Source organism: Aeromicrobium sp. Leaf291, assembly GCF_001423365.1.
In the GTDB taxonomy this organism is placed as follows: domain Bacteria; phylum Actinomycetota; class Actinomycetes; order Propionibacteriales; family Nocardioidaceae; genus Aeromicrobium.
Map to the genome: position 1 here is coordinate 507,939 of NZ_LMNM01000002.1, position 18,445 is coordinate 526,383.

Below are 18,445 nucleotides of genomic sequence, written 5' to 3' on the forward strand. Positions count from 1 at the left end.
GCGATGGGAGAACGACCTTCTCTCGGGATGGACGACGGGGCCGGATCACTTCCCCTGGGCCGGCTCCGTCGTTCCCGTCCCGGCTACAGCGTGGTGCCGTCCTCGAGCCGCAGGAACTCCAGGTGTCCCTCGTAGGCGTCGAGCACGTCGTCGATCAGCTGACCGTGCGTGTACCCCATGACGTCGTAGCCCTGGCCGCCGTGGCGCAGGTGCACCTCGAGCCGGGCGTAGTAGTCGTCGCCCTTCGGCACGAGCGAGGAGCTGTACACCGGGATGGGCACGTCGCGCCGGGTGACGCGGTAGCAGAACGGTGTCGTGCCGTCGGCCACCTCCGCGAGCAGCTCGACGCCGGGCCTGCCGTCCTCGTCGACGCAGCGTCGCGTGGAGGCGTTCGCCCCGGACGTCGTGAGCTCGCTCGCGACCTCCTCGAGCGCCGGGGCCACGACTCGGTCGAGGAACTCGTCTGCCTTCGTCGCGCTGGGGAACGACATCACCCGGCGCAGGCGCGCCTTCCAGTGACCGCCCTGCGACCGGTCCGAGCTGCCGCTGCGCCCGGAGAGCACCCCGTGGAGGGCGCCGTCGCGGGAGTCGACGATCCAGGCCTCGGCCTGCAGTGCTCGGTGCAGACCGACCATCACCGCCACCATGACGAGCGCGAACGGGATGCCCATGATGATCGTCGCCGACTGCAGGGTGGCGATGCCGCCGACCGCCAGCAGGGCGATGGTGAGCGCTCCTGTGGCCACGGCCCAGAAGATGCGCAGCGGCGCGCCGGCGTCGGCGTGGACGTCGCGCATCCGCGACGACAGGTTGGCCATGATGAGTGCGCCCGAGTCGGCCGACGTCACGTAGAACAGCAGGCCGGTGAACGTCGCGATCGAGGCGAGGAACGTGAAGCCGGGGTACTCGGCGAGCATCGTGTAGAAGCCCTGCTCCGGCGTGTTCATGGTCAGCTCGCCGAACGTCTGGTTCCCCTGCCGCACCAGGTCGATCGATGCGTTCCCGAAGATCGAGATCCACATGAGGATGTAGAGGAACGGGATGATGAGCGTGCCGAGCACGAACTGACGGATGGTGCGCCCACGCGAGATGCGCGCCAGGAAGAGCCCCACGAACGACGCCCACGCGATCCACCACGCCCAGAAGAACAGCGTCCAGTCGGCCATCCACGACCCGGTGTCCTCGTGCGCGAAGGTCTGAAGGGTCATGTCGGGGAACAGGCGCACGAAGTCGCCCACGTTCAGCACGAGTGCGTTGAGGAGGTAGGCCGTGCGGCCGGTCACCAGGATCCACACGGCCAGGCCGACGGCGAGCAGGACGTTCGCCTGCGAGAGCCACTTGATGCCCTTGTCGACGCCCGAGACAGCCGACAGCGTCGCCATCGAGATCCCGACCACGATCAAGGTGATCTGCGCCGTGAGACCCATCGGCACGTCGAAGAGCATGTTCAGGCCGAAGTTCAGCTGCACGACCGCGATCCCGAGCGTGGTGGCGACGCCGAAGATCGTGCCGAGCACGGCGGCGAGGTCGACCGTGTCTCCCATCCAGCCCTCGGTGCGACGACCGATGAGCGGCTGCAGCGCCGAGCGAACCGCGAGGGGCAGGTTCATCCGGTACGCGAAGTACCCGAGGGCCACGCCCATGAGGGCGTACATGCCCCAGCCGCTGATCCCGTAGTGGAAGAGCGTCCACACCGTGGCCTCGCGGGCGGCGTCGACGGTCTCGGGCTCGCCCGAGGGCGGCGCCAGGTACTGGGTGACCGGCTCGGCCACCGCGAAGAACATGAGGTCGGTCCCGATGCCGGCCGCGAACAGCATGGAGGCCCAGGCGAACGTGCTGAACTCCGGCTGCGCGTGCTCCGGTCCCAGCTTCGTGCGGCCGAACCGCGAGGTCGCGATGTAGACGACGAACACGAGGATGGCGGTGGCGAGTAGCACGTAGAACCAGCCGAACCAGTCAGTGGCCCACCCGACCAGGGTTGCGAGGCTTGCGTCAGCACTCGAGGGCGAGACGAGCGCCCATGTGGTGATGCCGACGATGACGACGGAGGCCCCGACGAACACGGGGAGGTTGACGCGCGAGGCCGGCTCCGCTGTCGCACCGTCCGAGCCCGCGGTGCCGCGGTCCACGACGCTCATGCTGTCGCTCCGGCGTTGCGCCGCACCGTGCCGGGGGCGGCGTCGTTGCGCGGGTCGCCCTCGGGCCACAGAGGCATTCCGGTCCCGTGGCGGTAGAACGGCACGTCCTCGGGCGCCAGGGGCGTGTTACCCGTGATGAGGTCGGCGGCCTTCTCGGCCATCATCATCACCGGCGCGTAGATGTTGCCGTTCGTGACGTACGGGAAGACCGACGCGTCGACGACCCGCAGCCCCTCGGTGCCGTGCACCCGCATGGTGGCGGGATCGACGACGCTGAGGTCGTCGGTGCCCATCTTCGCCGTGCACGAGGGGTGCAGGGCGGTCTCGGCGTCCTTCGCGACCCAGTCGAGGATCTCCTGGTCGGTCTCCACGGACGGGCCCGGGGAGATCTCGCCGGCGCTGAAGGCCGAGAACGCGGGCTGCTCGAGGATGTCGCGCGCGGCGCGGATCATCTCGATCCACTCACGTCGGTCGTTCTCGGTCGACAGGTAGTTGAACCGCAGGGCGGGGTGCTCACGGGGGTCGCGGCTCTTGATCTTGAGCGAGCCGCGCACGTCGGAGTACATGGGTCCGATGTGCACCTGGTACCCGTGCCCGCCGTGCTCCTCGCCGCCCGCGGGCTTGGACCCGTCGTACCGGATGGCGATGGGCAGGAAGTGGAACATCAGGTTCGGGTACTCGACCTGGTCGTTGCTGCGGACGAAGCCCCCCGCCTCGAAGTGGTTGGAGGCGCCGACGCCGCGGCGCAGGAACATCCACTCGGCGCCGATGCGCGGCTTGTGGCGGTGCTTGAGCCACGGCGCGATCGACACGGGCTGCTTGGAGGCGTGCTGGATGTAGACCTCGAGGTGGTCCTGCATGTTCTCGCCGACGCCGGGCAGGTCGACGACCGGGTCGATGCCCAGGGCGCGGAGCTCCTCGGCGTTGCCGATGCCGGCCAGCTGCAGCAGCTGGGGGGAGTTGAAGGCGCCGCCGCACAGGACGACCTCGCCGGCCTGCACCGAGCGCTCGAGCCGTCCGCCGCGCACGTAGTCGACACCCGTCACGCGGTTCCCCTGCATCCTCAGGCCCGTGACGAAAGAGAGGGTGTGCACGGTCAGGTTCTTGCGATGCTTGACCGGCGCCAGGTAGGCCTGGCTGGCGCTGAGTCGTCGTCCGCGGTGCACATTGCGGTCGAACTTGGCGAAGCCCTCCTGGCGGTAGCCGTTCACGTCGTCGGTGAGGGGGTGGCCCGCCTGCTGGACGGCCTCGAAGAACGCCCCGAAGAGCGGGGACGTGGCGGGACCGCGCTCCAGGACGAGGGGACCGGAACCGCCGCGCCACGCATCGGCACCGGCCAGGCAGGTCTCCATGCGCTTGAAGTACGGCAGGCAGTGGGCGTAGTCCCAGTGCTCGAGGCCTGGTTCACCGGCCCACCGCTCGTAGTCGAGCGGGTTGCCGCGCTGGAAGATCATGCCGTTGATGCTCGACGAGCCGCCGAGGACCTTGCCGCGGGCGTGGAAGACGCGGCGGCCACCCATGTGGGGCTCGGGCTCGGACTCGTAGCGCCAGTCGTAGAGCGGGTTCCCGATCGGGTACGGCAGGGCCGCAGGCATGTGGATGAACGGGTCCAGCTTGGTGTCGGGGCGCCCGGCCTCGAGCACCAGCACGCTCGTGGAGGGGTCGGCGCTTAGCCGGTTGGCCAGGACAGAGCCCGCGGACCCGCCGCCGACGATGACGTAGTCGTAGCTCTTCACGCGTGCTCCTCGGTGCTGGGCTGGTCGGCGCTGGGCTGGTCGGTGCTGGGCTGGTCGCTGCTGGTCCCGTCGGACGGGGCGCCGAACCAGCCGGTCGGCGCAGGACGGGTGTTGTGCCAGACGTGCTTGGACTCTCGGTACTCGTCGAGCCCGGCGAGCCCCAGCTCGCGGCCGATGCCGCTCTGCTTGAAGCCGCCCCACTCGGCCTGGGGCACGTAGGGGTGGTAGTCGTTGATCCAGATGGTGCCGTGCCGCAGACGCGAGGCGACGCGCTCGGCGCGACCGGCGTCCTGGGTCCACACGGCCCCGGCCAGGCCGTAGATCGTGTCGTTCGCGATCGAGACCGCGGCCTCCTCGAGGCCGTCGGCGTCGGCGCCGGTGAACCGTTCCACCGTGAGGACGGGCCCGAAGCTCTCGTCCTGCACGCAGGACATGTCGGCCGAGCACTCGTCGAGGATGGTGGGGAGGTAGTAGAAGCCGTCGGCGAGCGCGGCGTCGTCGGGTCGGGCTCCGCCGACGCGCAGCACCGCACCCTCCTCGATGCCGGCGGCCACGTAGGCCTCGACCTTCTCGCGGTGCGCGGCGCTGATGAGCGGACCGGTCTCGGCCTGCTCGTCGTCGGGCCCACCGAGCCGGATGCGGGCCGCACGCTCGACGAGCTCGTCGACGAACGCGTCGTGGATCGAGTCCTCGACGACGAGCCGGGTACCGGCGGAGCAGACCTGCCCGGAGTCCAGGAACACCGCGGTGAGGGCGTTGTCGATCGCCGCGTCCCAGTCGGCGTCGGCGAAGACGATGTTGGGGTTCTTGCCCCCGAGCTCGAGGGCGATCTTCTTCACGGTCGGGGCGGCGGACGCCATGATGCGACGGCCGGTGGCCAGCCCCCCGGTGAACGAGACGAGGTCGACCGCACGCGGCTCGGTGAGGGCCGGGCCGACGCGGTCGCCCGCGCCGAGCACCAGGTTCGCGACACCGTCGGGCAGGCCGAGGTCGGCCAAGGTGCGCACCAGCCAGATCGCGGTCGAGGGGGTGAGCTCGCTCGGCTTGAGCACGAACGTGCACCCGGCGGCCAGTGCAGGGGCGACCTTCCACGACGTCTGCAGCAGCGGGAAGTTCCACGGCGTGATGAGGGAGCACACGCCCACCGGCTCGTGGACGATCCGGCTCCTCACGGCCGGCATGCCGGCATCGACGACGCGGCCGGCGTCGGCCTGGGCCAGCCCGGCGAAGTGACGGAAGACGCCGATCACGTCGTCCATGTCGATGCGGGCCTCGACCATGCGCTTGCCGGTGTCGAGGGCCTCCAGGCGCGCGACGGTCTCCTTCTCGGCCTCGAGCCGGTCGGCGAGGCGGTGCAGGAGCGCGGCGCGCTCGGGGGAGGGCGTGCGGGGCCAGGGGCCGTCGTCGAACGCGGTGCGAGCAGCGGCGACGGCGTCGCGGGCGTCGTCGGCGGTCGCCTCGGCGACCGTGGTGACGTGGTGGCCGTCGGCGGGGCAGCGGATCTGGCGGGTCTCGCCGTCGCTCGCGTCGCGCCACCGGCCGTCGATGAACAGGGTGGTCACTCGGTTCCTCCTCGGTCGGGCAGTCCTTCGACCCAACCGGACCACGTAGAGCACGTCAAACCACGGGTGCCGCCGCGGCGTCATCGGCCGGCGGCACCCGCGGTCCGTTCCGTCAGGTCGTGTGGTGGACCTCCTGCAGCCCGTGGACGGGGGTCGGGATGCCCTCGTACCGGGCCTTCAGCTGCAGCGCCAGGTACAGCGAGTAGTGGCGCGACTGGTGCAGGTTGCCGCCGTGCATCCACAGGTTCTCGACCTGGGTGGGCTTCCACATGTTGCGCTGCTCGCCCTCCCACGGACCGGGGTCCTTGGTCGTCTCCGATCCGAGGCCCCAGCACTTGCCGACGCGGGCCGCGGTGTCCTGGTCGACGATGTCGGCCACCCAGCCGTTCATCGAGCCGTAGCCCGTGGCGTAGACCACGAGGTCGGCCTCGAGCTCGGTGCCGTCGGCCAGGACCACGGACGTCTCGGTCAGGTGGTCCACCTGGCCGTGCGCGAGCTTCACCCGCCCGTCCGCGACGAGCTCGGCCGCGCCGACGTCGATGTAGTAGCCCGACCCGCGGCGCAGGTACTTCATGAACAGGCCGGAGCCGTCGTCGCCCCAGTCGTGGTCGAAGCCCGCGGACTCCAGCCGCTGGTAGAAGTCCGCGTCCCGCTCGGCCATCTGCTCGTACAGGGGGATCTGGAACTCGTGCATGATCCGGTAGGGCAGCGAGGCGAAGATCATGTCGGCCTTCTCCGTGGTGACGCCGGCCTCGACGGCCCGCTCGGAGTAGAGATCGCCCAGGCCGATGTCCATGAGGGAGGCCGACTTCACGATGTGCGTGGAGGAGCGCTGCACCATCGTGACGTCCGCGTCGTTCTCCCACAGCGCCCCGCAGATGTCGAAGGCGGAGTTGTTCGAGCCGATCACCACGACCTTCTTGCCTGAGTAGGCCTCCGGGCCGGGGTGCTGGCTGGAGTGCTGCTGCTCGCCGGCGAAGACGTCCTGGCCCGGGAGCTCCGGGACGTTGGCCTTGCCCGACATGCCGGTCGCGAACACCAGCTGGGTGGGCCGCAGCTCGATGGACTCGCCGTCCCGCTCGACCGTCACGCTCCAGGTGCCGGCGGCCTCGTCGAACGTCGCCGACCTCACCGTGGAGCGCGACCAGTACGGCACCTCCATGACCCGGGTGTACATCTCGAGCCAGTCGCCCACCTTGTCCTTGGGTGCGAACACCGGCCAGTTCTTCGGGAACGGCAGGTAGGGCAGGTGGTCGTACCAGACCGGGTCGTGCAGGCAGAGGCTCTTGTAGCGCGAGCGCCACTGGTCGCCCGGCCGGTCGTGGCGGTCCACCACGAGGGCCGGGACACCGAGCTGGCGGAGCCGGGCGCCGAGCGCGATGCCGCCCTGTCCGCCGCCGATGACCAGCGCGTACGGCTGCGTGCCGTGCCCGAGGTCGGCCTCCTCGGCGTCCCGCTCCTCCTTCCAGGACGGCCTGCCCTTGGAGAGCTCGTGGCTGACGCCCTGGGGTCGGGTCTCGCCCTGGTTCTCCTCGTGGCCCTTCAGCTCGCGCAGCGACGTGAGCAGCGTCCACGCCCCCTCGTCGGTGAGGCGCAGGTGGCCCTTGCCGCGGCCGACGCCGGTCTCGAACGCGATCCAGGCCTCCACGACGCCGTCGGCCTCGGTGGCCGGCTCGGTGAGCGTGAAGGCGCTCGGGTCGACGCGGTCGAGCACGTCGTCAAGCAGCGTCTCCACGCCCGCCGGGTCCTCGACGGTGGTGATGTTCCAGGTGAAGGAGACGAGGTCGCGCCAGAAGCTGGTCGGCGCGAAGAGGGACGCCGCCCGCCCGGTGTCGCGTGCTGTCAGGGCGTCCTCGAAGTCGCGCAGCCAGGACTCGACGCGGGTCGAGGGGTCGGCGGGGTCGGTTGCGGTGGGCGGGTCCAGCAGCTCGGTCATGGTCTCTCCTCGGGTGTCCGTGGACCTGCAGGACACCGCCCCGCCGGGTGTCCCGGGAACCGTTGCACGATGTTGCAACGTGGCCGGGGTCACACTCGGGTCGGAGGTGGCGCCATGGCAGGCTTCGCGGCGGTCGGACCGGGGACCGACCTGGGTCGGCACGCGCAGGAGCTCGCCCGGGTCCGTGACGCCGTCCTCTCCGGGACGCGGTCGACGTCGCCCCTGCGTCCCGTGGTCGCACGGTCGTGGGCCCGCACCCTGAGCGCCGGCGTGCGGCCCGACGTCGCCAACGCCCGCGACCCGCTGAAGGTCGGCGAGGTGGAGCGCCGACGTCGGGACTCCCGCCTGCGTCTCGTCGTGGAGGAGCTGGCCTCGGTCGTCGAGCCCGTCGCGGAGGCCTCGCACTTCCTGCTCGTGCTCACGGACGCCGACGGCGTGATCCTGTGGCGGCGCGGTGCTGCTGCGGTGCGTCGCCAGGCCGACGCGCTCGGCTTCGAGGAGGGAGCGCTCTGGACGGAGGAGGTGGTCGGCACCAACGCGATCGGCACCGCGCTGGCGGAGCAGGCGCCGGTGCAGCTGTTCTCGGCAGAGCACTTCGAGCAGCACCAGCACCCGTGGTACTGCACCGCCTCGCCGATCCACGACCCGGTCACGGGAGATCTCCTCGGCGTGGTCGACGTGAGCGGTCCGGCGATGACCCTCCACCCGGCGGTCGTCGCGCTGGTCGGGACGGCAGTGCGCCTGGCCCAGCTGGAGCTGCGTCGTCAGCACGAGTCGAGCCTCGCCAGGCTCAGGGACGCGACCGAGCCGCTGCTCACGGCCGCGGCGGGACCCCACCTCCTGGTCGACGAGCACGGGTGGGTGGCGCGCGCCGTCGGTGTCCGGGCCCCCGAACGGGTGGCCGCTCCGTGCGCCGGTCTGTCGCAGCGTGTGCTGGGCCTGGGTCTCTGCGTGCCCGAACGGCTGGGTGACGGGTGGGTCCTGAGGGCCCGGCCCGACGACGCCGTGGTGCGAGCCCGGCTGGTCGGCGGGGACCGTCCACTGCTGACGCTCGACCACGCGGGAGAGCCCTGGAGCGTGGGGCTCTCGGCCCGGCACGCGGAGGTGCTCCGGATCGTGGCGGCCGCCGGTCCCGCCGGCATCACCGCGGCGGGACTCGGCCGCGCTCTCTTCGGCGACGACGGCCACGAGGTCACCGCTCGCGCGGAGGTCTCGCGCCTTCGCCGTGTCGTCGGTGCGCTCGTGGAGTCCTCGCCCTACCGGCTGAGCGACGGGGTGGAGCTGCTGCACGGGTGAGGGGCGAGCGCGAGCGGGACCCCGCGCTCGTGTCGAGAATCGTTCCGGTTACTGTTCATGGGAATCGTTCTCGACTAGGGGAGTACCCATGCACCTGTTCCACCGATCCCGGCTGCGCGCGGCCGCCGTCGTGTCCGCCCTCGCCCTGGGTGCCGCCGCATGTGGCGGCGGGGGAGGTGACGACGACACCGCCGCCTCCGACGTCGGCCAGCAGCTCTCCGGCCCGCGCCTCGTCCTCACCACCGACAAGGGTCTGCTCGTGCTGGACCGCGACTCGCTCGAGCCCGTGGCCACGCTCCCGTCCGAGGGCTTCGTGCGGGTGAACCCGGCAGGCGACGACCGGCACGTGTTCGTGTCCACCACCGAGGGCTTCCAGCTGCTCGACACCGGGGTCGAGGTCGAGGCGCACGGCGACCACTCGCACTACGCCGTGGCCGGCAAGCCGCGCCTCGGGGAGACCTTCGAGGCGCCCGAGCCCGGTCACGTGACGGTCCACGACGGCACCACGTTGCTCTTCAGCGACGGTGCCGGCACCATCCAGGAGCTCGACACCGACGACCCGACCACCGTCGTGGACACCGTGGAGCTGCCGACTCCGCACCACGGTGTCGCCGTGAACCTGGACGGCGACCTCCTGCACACCGAGGGCACGGCCGACGAGCGCTCGACCGTGGTGCTCCGTGGGGCCGACGGCACCGAGAAGGCCCGCACCGACGACTGCACGGGCGTGCACGGCGAGGCCACGGCAGCGGACGGCGTCGCCGTCGTCGGCTGCGAGGACGGCGTCGTGGTCGTGCGCGACGGCGAGATGACGAAGATCGACAGCCCGGACGCCTACGGCCGCATCGGCAACCAGGCCGGCAGCAGCAGCTCGCGCGTCGTGCTCGGCGACTACAAGGTCGACGCGGACGCCGAGCTCGAGCGCCCCGAGCGCATCAGCCTCGTCGACACCGAGTCCGACGAGATCCGCCTCGTCGACCTCGGGACCAGCTACTCGTTCCGGTCCCTCGGGCGCGGGGCAGCGGGCGAGGCACTCGTCCTCGGGACCGACGGGGCGCTGCACGTGCTCGACGCCGAGTCCGGTGACAGGCTCGACACGATCGACGTGCTCGAGCCGTGGCGCGAGCCGCTCGACTGGCAGAAGCCCCGGCCGACGCTGCACGTCGACGGTGACACCGCCTGGGTGACCGACCCGAGCACCAGGACGCTGCACGAGATCGACGTCGCGTCGGGTGCCGTCGTCGACTCGGTGACGCTGCCCGCCGTGCCGAACGAGATCGTCTCGGCCGGCTGAGGTCGGCGCAGACGTGGGGAGCGGTGGACGTCCGTACGACGCCCACCGCTCCCGGCGGACCCACCCTTGACGCGTGACGCGCGTCACTGTCACGCTCACCCTGCGCGACCGAGGGTGTCGCGCGATGGGGGAGTCGCCGATGTCCACGTCCATGCCCACGTCCTCGCCCGAGACCCGCACCGGATCGCCGCGTCCGCGCCGGTCACGGCGGCTCAGGACACGCCTGACCCTCGCCGCCGCCGCGGCCCTCGCGGGTGGGCTGGTCGCCGCGCCGCCGGCGTCCGCAGCCGACTTCTACACCCCGCCGGCCTCGGTGTCGGGCGCGCCCGGCACGGTCGTGCGCAGCGAGTCGTCGCAGTTCTACCTCGACCCGTTGAAGCTGCTGAAGGCCCCGGCCGACGTCACCCGCGTCATGTACGTGAGCGGCAACGCCGACGGACCCACGGTGGTCACCGGCACCGTCCTGCAGCCGCGCACCCGCTGGATCGGACGAGGCGAGCGGCCGGTCGTGGCCTATGCCGTGGGCACCCAGGGCATGGCCGACCGCTGCGCGCCGTCCCGGCAGCTGGCAGCCGGCACCGAGTACGAGGGTGCCTTCATCAAGGGCCTGCTCGCGCGTGGCTACACGGTCGCGGTCACCGACTACGAGGGTCTCGGCACGCCCGGCGTCCACCCCTACGTCGACCCGCGGTCCTTGGGACGCAACGTCCTCGACTCGGTCCGCGCCGCGCAGAGGCTCGGCATCGTCACCTCCACCGCACCGGTGCTGGTCTCCGGCTACTCCGAGGGCGGCAACGCGGCCGCGGGCGCGCTGGAGCTCGCGGCCGGGTACGCGCCGGAGCTGAGGCTCAAGGGCGGCTACGCCGGGGCGGTCCCCGCCGACCTCGCCCGGGTGGCTCCGAAGCTCGACGGCTCGCCGTACGCGGCGTTCCTCGGCTACGCCGTCGCGGCGCTCGACGACGCCGAGCCGCAGCTGGGCATCCGCGACCTGCTCAACGCGCGCGGCCAGGACTTCCTCGACCGCGTGCAGGACAGCTGCACCATCGACGGGGTCGCCTCGTTCGCCTTCACCCGCACGAGCGACCTCACGGTCGACGGTCGACCGATCTCGGCGTTCCTGAGCCGTCCGGACATCGCCGCGGCCCTGGCCGAGCGACGTCTCGGCTCGGCGCGGCCCACGGTGCCGAGCCTCGTCGCGCACTCGGGCCTCGACGACGTCGTCGACTACGCGCAGGGCCGCGACATGGCGCGCTCCTGGTGCTCCAAGGGCGCGAAGGTGCGGTTCCAGACGCTCGTGACGCCGACGCACGTCGGGGGAGCGGTCGCCGGGTTCCCGAACGCCTTCGCTTTCCTCGAGGGTCGGGTGGCGGGGACGCCGTTCCTGTCCACGTGCGGCCTCTTCTAGCGAAGACCTCGCACGGCCTCGACGCCCCGGTCGACCACCAGGTCGAGCGGGGCGTCGACGTCGATGGCCACGCCCGGCTCGTCGGGCTCCAGCGGCTCGAGCGTGTCGAGCTGGCTGCGCAGGAGGGTCGCCGGCATGAAGTGCTCCCGACGGCGCATCCGGGCGTCGAGCACGTCCACGTCGGCCACGAGGTGCAGGAACGCCACGGAGCCGGGCGGCTGGTCACCACGCAGCAGGTCGCGGTAGGTCCGCCGCAGCGCCGAGCAGCCGAGCACCGTGGGGATCCCTCGTGCGGCGTGGTCGGCGAGGATGCCCGCCAGCTCCTCGAGCCACGGCCGCCGGTCGTCGTCCGTGAGGGGCGTGCCCGCCGACATCTTCGCGATGTTGGCGGCCGGGTGGTGGGCGTCGCCCTCGACGTAGGTCATGGAGAGCCGGTCAGCGACGCGGCTGCCCACCTCGCTCTTGCCGGTGCCGGAGACCCCCATCACGACCACCTGCAGTGCGCCGGTCATCGAGCTCCCTCCCACGCTCTAGAGTCAGCGCCATGGTGACGGCACACTCCGAGGTCCTGGCCGACCTGGGTCCGCGCGTCGTCGACGGCCGCCTGGCGCCCGGTGAGTCCCTGACCCTCGACTCGATCAGTGCCGACTACGCGGTCTCGCGCACCGTGGCCCGCGAGGTCGTGCAGGTGCTGGCGTCGATGGGCCTGGTGGAGAGCCGGCGTCGGACCGGGGTGACCGTGCTCCCGGAGGACCGCTGGGACCACTACGCGCCCGCGGTGCTCCGCTGGCGGCTGGCCGGACCGGGACGTGCCCACCTCCTGCGACAGCTGTCGCAGCTGCGCGCGGCCGTGGAGCCGCCGAGCGCCGAGCTCGCCGCGCACCACGCTTCCGACGAGGTGCGGTCGCAGCTGCTCGACCTGGCCGACGACCTCGAGCGCACCGGCGCCGGTGGCGATCTCCGGTCGTTCCTCGAGCTCGACGTGACGTTCCACCGGCTGCTGCTCCAGGCGTCCGGCAACGTGATGTTCCAGGCCCTCGGGGGCGTGGTCGAGGAGGTGCTCCGCGGGCGGACCGACCACCACCTCATGCCGTCCGAGCCCAAGCCCGAGGCGCGTCGCCTGCACGCGGCCGTCGCGCGTGCCGTCGCCGAGCGTGACGGCGAGGCGGCCCGATCGGCCATGCACGCGATCTGCGCCGAGGTCGTCGCCCAGATGCGCGACGACTGACCGCAGGTCGCTGTCGGACGTGGTCATCCGACGAGGGGGTAGAGGGCCGCGGCGACCGCGAAGGCCGACACGCCCAGCGTCGTCTCCATCACCGTCCACGTGCGCAGCGTCGTCTTCTCGTCCATGCCGAAGAACCGGCTGACCAGCCAGAAGCCCGAGTCGTTGACGTGCGAGAGCACGGTCGCGCCGGCTGCCACCGCGGTGACCAGGAGCGCCACCTGCACGTCGGACAGGTCCGTGGTCTGCGAGGCGATGAGTCCGGACGCCGTGGTCAGCGCGACCGTGGCCGAGCCCTGGGCGACGCGCAGCGCCGTCGCGAGCAGGAACGCCTGCAGCAGGAGCGGGATGCCGAGGTCGCCGAGCGAGTCGGTGAGCGCGTCGCCGATGCCGCTCGTGCGCAGCACGCCGCCGAGCATGCCGCCCGCACCCGTGATGAGGATGACCGAGCAGACCGGCCCGAGCGAGGCGTCCAGCAGGCCCTGGGTCTCGGACAGCGTGCGACCGCGTCGGCCGATGGTCGCGATCGCGAGCATCAGCGTCAGGAGCAGGGCGACGGGCGTGTTGCCCAGCAGCACGAGGGTCTCGACCAAGGCGTTGCCCTCGGCCACCGTGCCGTTCGTGACGAGCGTCGTGAGCACCGTGTTGAGCCCGATGAGCACGAGCGGTACGAGCAGGATCGACAGCACGAGCGAGAACGGGGGCGGTGGGGCGGTGGATCCGGATCCGTCGTTCTGCTCGCCCATGAGGATGGTCGAGACCTCGACGTGGACGCGCTTGCCGACGTACCGGGAGAAGAGGTAGACGCCCACGTACCAGGCGACGATCGCGATCGGCAGGTTCACCAGCAGCACGACGCCGAGGTCGCCGCCCATGACCGTGCCGGCGGCGACGGGTCCCGGGTGCGGCGGCAGCAGGGCGTGCGTAGCGGCGAACGCGCCTGCAGCAGGGAGGGCGTACAGCAGGACGGAGCCACCGAAGCGACGCGCGACGGTCAGGATGATCGGGAGGAACACGACCAGGCCGGCGTCGAAGAAGATCGGCAGGCCGAAGAGGAACGCGGCGACGCCGAGCGCGAACGGGGCGCGCGCCTCGCCGAAGCGGGTGACCAGCGTGTCCGCGAGCACCTGGGCGCCTCCGGACGCCTCGAGCAGTCGGCCGATCATCACGCCGAAGCCGACCAGCAGGGCCACCGAGGCGAGCGTGGAGCCGAAGCCCGAGGTGAGCGCGAGAGGTACGTCGGCCAGCGGGATGCCGGCGGCCACGGCCGTCAGGAGGCTGACGAGCACCAGTGCGATGAACGCGTGCAGGCGCACGACGATGATGAGCACGAGGAGCACGGCGACCGCGACGGCCGCGATGAGCAGCAGGACGCCGGTGCTGTGCACGGGGGTGATGGGATCCATGAGGGTCTCCGAGGTCGGGAGCGGGGCGACCGGCGTGAGCCAGGTCACCCGAGTGTGCCGCAATGGTAGTACCAATGCAACGTCTCAGTCTTCACGAGCTCCGTCGCAGGCCCGTCCACGGGGACGAGGCAGCTGCTGTCGCCCTCAGCGGCGCAGGCGGACCAGGTCCCCGAGCTCGGCGTCCGTCAGCTCCGTGAGCGCGCCCTCGCCGGCGTTCACCACAGCGTCGGCCAGGGCCCGCTTGGAGGCGATGAGCTCGGCCACCGACTCCTCGATGGTTCCCTCGGCGATGATCCGGTGCACCTGGACCGGCTTGGTCTGACCGATGCGGTGCGCGCGGTCCGTGGCCTGGTCCTCGACGGCCGGGTTCCACCAGCGGTCGTAGTGGATCACGTGGTCGGCCCGTGTGAGGTTGAGCCCGGTGCCGCCGGCCTTGAGCGACAGCACGAACACCGGCACCTCGCCCGCCTGGAAGCGGGTGACCATCTGCTCGCGGACCGGGACCGGGGTGCCGCCGTGCAGGAACTGGGCGTCGATGCGACGTTCGGCGAGGTGTCGGGTGAGCAGGTGGCCCATCTGGGCGTACTGCGTGAACACCAGGACCGCGCCGTCCTCGGCGATGATCTCGTCGACCAGCTCGTCGAGCATCTCCAGCTTTCCGGAGCGGCCCGAGAGCGTGCTCCTCGGCTCGCGCAGCAGCTGGGCCGGGTGGTTGCACACCTGCTTGAGCTGGGTCAGCAGCCGCACGACCAGCCCGCGGCGCTGCATGCCGTCGCTCGCCTCGATCTGCGCCATCGCCTCGCGGACGATCGCCTCGTAGAGCCCGACCTGCTCGCGGGTCAGGTGCACCCGGTAGTCCGTCTCGGTCTTCGGCGGGAGCTCGGGAGCGATGCCGGGATCGCTCTTGCGGCGCCGCAGCACGAAGGGACGCACGAGCCTGGACAGCTCGCCCGCGCGGTCGCGGTCCTGCCCTCGCTCGATGGGCCGCGACCAGCGACGACGGAACTCCTCGAGCCCGCCCAGCAGCCCGGGCGTGGTCCAGTCGAGGATCGACCAGAGCTCGGTCAGCCCGTTCTCGACCGGGGTGCCCGTGAGAGCCAGACGCACGGGTGAGGGGATCGCCCGCAGCGCCTTCGCGCCGGCCGAGCGCTGGTTCTTGACGTACTGGGCCTCGTCGGCGACCACGACGCCCCAGCCGCGCTCGAACGTGGCCAGCAGGCGCGCGTCGCGTCGCAGGGTGGCGTAGGTGGTGACCACGAAGCCGTTCTCCACGCCGTCGAGGCTGCGTCCGGCGCCGTGGTGCCGGCGGACCTCGACGCCGGGGGCGAAGCGTCGGATCTCGCGCTCCCAGTTGCCCACGACGGACGCCGGGCAGATGACGAGGGTGGGGGCGGGCTCGTCGCCGGCCTCGCGGGCGAGGTCCTCCAGGTGCAGGTGCAGCGCGATGAGCATGACCGTCTTGCCCAGGCCCATGTCGTCGGCGAGGATGCCGCCGAGCCCGAGGTCGACCAGCTGGGCCATCCACCGCAGCCCGTCGCGCTGGTACTCACGGAGGGTCCCTGCGAGCCGGGGCGACGGCTCGACCGGGTCGCGCGACCCCTGGTGCGCGAGGCGCTGACGCACGTCGTCCAGCCAGCCCTCGGTGTCGACCTGGGTGCGGACGTCGTCGACCTCGACCTCGCCCGTGACCGCGGCCCGCAGCGCCTCCAGTGCCGTGATCTCCTGGCTGCGGTGCTCGAGCATCGCCCGGGTGCGGGCGGGGTCGACGAGGACCCAGCGGTCGCGGAGCTGGACGAGCCCGTGCTGGGACTCGGCCAGCATGTCGAGCTCGGCGGAGGTCAGCGTCTCGTCCCCGAGGGCGAGGTTCCAGTCGAAGCGGAAGACCTGCGCCCGGGCGAACGCCCGCGGGCGGTCGTGAGGCATCGCCTCGCCGACGCGGCGCACGGTGGGGCGGGCGTCGAGCTCGCGCACGAGGCCGTCGGGCCAGAGCACCTCCATGCGGTAGGCGCGCAGCAGGCTCGAGACACGGGTGCGTCCGAGCTCGCCGATCTCGGCCGCGGTCACGGGGACGGAGCCGGTGTCCAGACGGCCGAGCAGGCGCGTGAGGACCGGCCACGCCGCGGCCGCCGTGGTGATCAGGGTGCGCACGCCGGGCCGGGACCCCGGTCCGAAGTGGTGGTCCTCCTTGCGCCAGATCTCCGCCACGTCGACCGCGGCCCAGGCGGCGTCGAGCGGCTTGACGCGCAGTCGCACGTCCGCGACGGGTCGATCGGGATTGTCGGAGTCCTCGGCCGCACGGAAGGTCACGACGAGCTGGCCGCTGAAGTGGCGCGGCCGCACGGGCGCGCGCTCCACCAGGGGCGGAGGCGCGACGCCGTCGCGCGAGGTCGCCGAGGCGGAGCTCCCGGGGCGTCCGGGAGTGCCGGCACCGAGATCCTGCGGCTGGGTCGCGACGGCGGGCGCGTCGACCGCCAGGGCGGACAGGAAGCCCCGCACCTTGGCCTGCGCCGAGGCCGGGTCGGGGCCGATCGCGCGGGCTGCGTCCTGCAGCTGGGAGGCCGCGGTCGAGTCGGGAGCGGCCAGCCGGCCGGAGGCCATGAGACGCAGGGCGAGGATGGCCGGCGTGGCCCAGGCGCGCACCGAGGCGTCCGCGTTCATGGTCCGGATGCCCTGACTGAGCGCGCCGATGGCCTCGGTCGCCGTGACCCGCTGCTCGCCGTCCGGAGCCCGGAACACGAAGCGCGAGTCGGCCGGGTCCTCGGCGACCTCGAAGTCGACCGGATGCCTCAGCAGCAGCCTGAGGTCGGTGGTCGTGGGCATCCGACCATTGTCCCTCACGGCCCCAGCGCGTCGTGCAGGGCGTCCATGGTGACCGTCGGGTCAGTCGATCTGCAGCTCGCCCATCGGTCCCCATCCGTCGACCGGGACCTGGTGGCTGATGATCTGGGGCGTCGAGACCAGCAGGGGGCGCATGGCCTCCAGGCCGGCCGCGAAGTGGTCGCTCGACACGTGCGCCTCGGCGGCGTCGTCCTCGAACCCCTCGACCAGCACGTAGGTGTGCTCGTCCTCGAGGCTGCGGGACCACTCGAAGAAGAGGTTCCCCGACTCGGCGCGCGTGGCCTCGGTGAACGGTCCGACCGCCTCGGGGAACGTCTCGGCGTGCTCGGGTCGCACGGCGAACTTCACGACGATGAGGATCATGGGGGTCCTTTCGGAGGAGGTGGGTCCGGATCGACCCTAGGTCGCGTCGGCGAGGTCCGCAGCCTGCGCGCTCCCGGGGTGCGGTGACACAGTGGTCGAGTGCGCGCTGCCCTCGTCCTGCTCTCGTTGCTCGCGCTCGCAGGTGCCTGCACGACGGCGCCCGGCGACGACGACCGCCCGAGCGGAGGTACCTTGGGTGGCTCGCTGCCCACCCTCGCGCCGCCTCCCGAGGTCTGGCCCGCGGGGGAGTGGGACCGCGACGAGGCCGGCCGGTGGGACGAGCTCGACGCCGCCGCGGCATCGACTGGCAGCACCTGTGTCGCCGTGGTCGAGGACGGCACGCTCGTCCACCGGTGGACGGCGCCTGGCGCGACGGCGCGCACCGCTGGTCCGGTCTACTCGGTCACCAAGTCCGTCACGGCCCTGCTCGTCGGCATCGCCGTCGACGACGGGCTCCTCTCGCTCGACGACCGGGCGGCCGAGCACGTCCCGCAGTGGCGGGGCGGGCCGTCGGCCGACGTGACGGTCGAGCAGCTGCTGTCCATGACGTCGGGTCGGCGGTGGAGCTACGACGTCGACTACGGGCGGATGATCCGTCGCGAGCCCGACAAGACGGCGTTCTCGCTCGGTGTGGGGCAGGAGCACCCGCCCGGTGAGCACTGGGAGTACGACAACATGGCCGTCCAGGTGCTGGCGGCGGTCCTGTCCTCGGCGACGGGTGGAGACGTCGAGGGCTTCGCGCGGGAGCGACTGCTCGACCCGCTCGGGCTGCGCGACACGACGTGGGACCGCGACCCGTCGGGCGCCACCACCACGTACTCCGGCATCCGCTCGTCCTGCGACGACCTGGCGCGGATCGGCCTGCTCGTGGCCCGTGACGGCCGCTGGGACGGCGGACGGATCGTCTCGGCCGACCTGGTGCAGCGGCTGACGGGCACGTCCTCCAGCGACCTCAACGCCGCGTACGGCGGCCTGTGGTGGATCAACGCCGAGGGCCGGGTGCAGACGATCGAGCGGGCCGCCGGCTTCGGCGCCGACCGGCCGCCCACCACGGGCCGCCTGGCGCCGGACGTGCCGGCCGATGCCCGGTGGGCGATCGGCTACGGCAACCAGATCCTCGCCGTGGTGCCCTCGCGCGACGTCGTCGCGGTGCGCATCGGCGCCCGCCCGTCCTCGCCGGACGACCTCGGTGCAGCCGACCTCACGTCGCGGGTGCTGGCAGGTCTGGCGTGACCAGCCGGACGGG

Annotated in this window: 13 protein-coding genes; 5 read left to right on the plus strand and 8 right to left on the minus strand. The window is 72.1% G+C overall.

Translation table 11 applies throughout. The features are described 5' to 3' along the window. Positions 1–83: 83 nt before the first annotated feature. From betT to ASF35_RS12145, 4 genes are all read right to left on the minus strand, one after another. Positions 84–2,138, minus strand: a complete 2,055-nt coding sequence (gene betT / locus ASF35_RS12130; protein WP_055967745.1) for a choline BCCT transporter BetT — start codon at positions 2,136–2,138, stop codon at positions 84–86. Beyond that, positions 2,135–3,874, minus strand: a complete 1,740-nt coding sequence (gene betA / locus ASF35_RS12135) for a choline dehydrogenase (RefSeq protein WP_055967748.1) — start codon at positions 3,872–3,874, stop codon at positions 2,135–2,137. The genes betT and betA overlap by 4 nt, the downstream gene beginning before the upstream one ends. Next, positions 3,871–5,436 carry an aldehyde dehydrogenase family protein gene (locus ASF35_RS12140; RefSeq protein ID WP_055967751.1) on the minus strand — a complete coding sequence of 522 codons (1,566 nt, stop codon included), beginning with the start codon at positions 5,434–5,436 and terminating at the stop codon, positions 3,871–3,873. Before ASF35_RS12140 ends, betA begins: the two co-directional genes overlap by 4 nt. Before the next feature lie 112 nt (positions 5,437–5,548). Continuing rightward, entirely contained in the window at positions 5,549–7,372 is a 1,824-nt protein-coding gene (locus ASF35_RS12145; protein WP_055967754.1) for an NAD(P)/FAD-dependent oxidoreductase, read from the minus strand. A gap of 114 nt (positions 7,373–7,486) precedes the next feature. Between ASF35_RS12145 and ASF35_RS12150 the strand changes: the two genes are divergently transcribed. The 3 genes from ASF35_RS12150 (at position 7,487) to ASF35_RS12160 (ending at position 11,367) form a co-directional block, all read left to right on the plus strand. Continuing rightward, positions 7,487–8,668, plus strand: coding sequence for a GAF domain-containing protein (locus ASF35_RS12150; RefSeq protein WP_055967757.1), 1,182 nt, complete (start codon positions 7,487–7,489; stop codon positions 8,666–8,668). 88 nt (positions 8,669–8,756) lie between these two features. Further along, complete coding sequence (locus ASF35_RS18080) at positions 8,757–9,962, plus strand: hypothetical protein (protein WP_055967760.1); 1,206 nt, start codon at positions 8,757–8,759, stop codon at positions 9,960–9,962. A 73-nt stretch (positions 9,963–10,035) separates the two neighbouring features. Continuing rightward, complete coding sequence (locus ASF35_RS12160) at positions 10,036–11,367, plus strand: lipase family protein (RefSeq protein ID WP_200931761.1); 1,332 nt, start codon at positions 10,036–10,038, stop codon at positions 11,365–11,367. On the opposite strand, the gene ASF35_RS12165 is transcribed toward ASF35_RS12160, so the two are convergent. Next, entirely contained in the window at positions 11,364–11,879 is a 516-nt protein-coding gene (locus ASF35_RS12165) for a gluconokinase (protein ID WP_055967763.1), read from the minus strand. The genes ASF35_RS12160 and ASF35_RS12165 overlap by 4 nt on opposite strands. Before the next feature lie 32 nt (positions 11,880–11,911). On the opposite strand from ASF35_RS12165, the gene ASF35_RS12170 reads away from it, so the two are divergent. Beyond that, complete coding sequence (locus ASF35_RS12170; protein WP_055967765.1) at positions 11,912–12,595, plus strand: FadR/GntR family transcriptional regulator; 684 nt, start codon at positions 11,912–11,914, stop codon at positions 12,593–12,595. 23 nt (positions 12,596–12,618) lie between these two features. On the opposite strand, the gene ASF35_RS12175 is transcribed toward ASF35_RS12170, so the two are convergent. From ASF35_RS12175 to ASF35_RS12185, 3 genes are all read right to left on the minus strand, one after another. Beyond that, positions 12,619–13,998: a GntP family permease gene (locus tag ASF35_RS12175; protein WP_055968568.1), complete on the minus strand. Its 1,380-nt coding sequence runs from the start codon at positions 13,996–13,998 to the stop codon at positions 12,619–12,621. 144 nt (positions 13,999–14,142) lie between these two features. Further along, positions 14,143–16,818, minus strand: coding sequence for a DEAD/DEAH box helicase (locus ASF35_RS12180; RefSeq protein WP_082495494.1), 2,676 nt, complete (start codon positions 16,816–16,818; stop codon positions 14,143–14,145). 60 nt (positions 16,819–16,878) lie between these two features. Continuing rightward, the gene (locus ASF35_RS12185) at positions 16,879–17,199 is read right to left on the minus strand and encodes a putative quinol monooxygenase (protein WP_055967767.1); all 321 of its coding nucleotides are present in this window, start codon (positions 17,197–17,199) and stop codon (positions 16,879–16,881) included. A gap of 99 nt (positions 17,200–17,298) precedes the next feature. Between ASF35_RS12185 and ASF35_RS12190 the strand changes: the two genes are divergently transcribed. Beyond that, the gene (locus tag ASF35_RS12190; protein WP_055967771.1) at positions 17,299–18,432 is read left to right on the plus strand and encodes a serine hydrolase; all 1,134 of its coding nucleotides are present in this window, start codon (positions 17,299–17,301) and stop codon (positions 18,430–18,432) included. Positions 18,433–18,445: the final 13 nt, after the last annotated feature.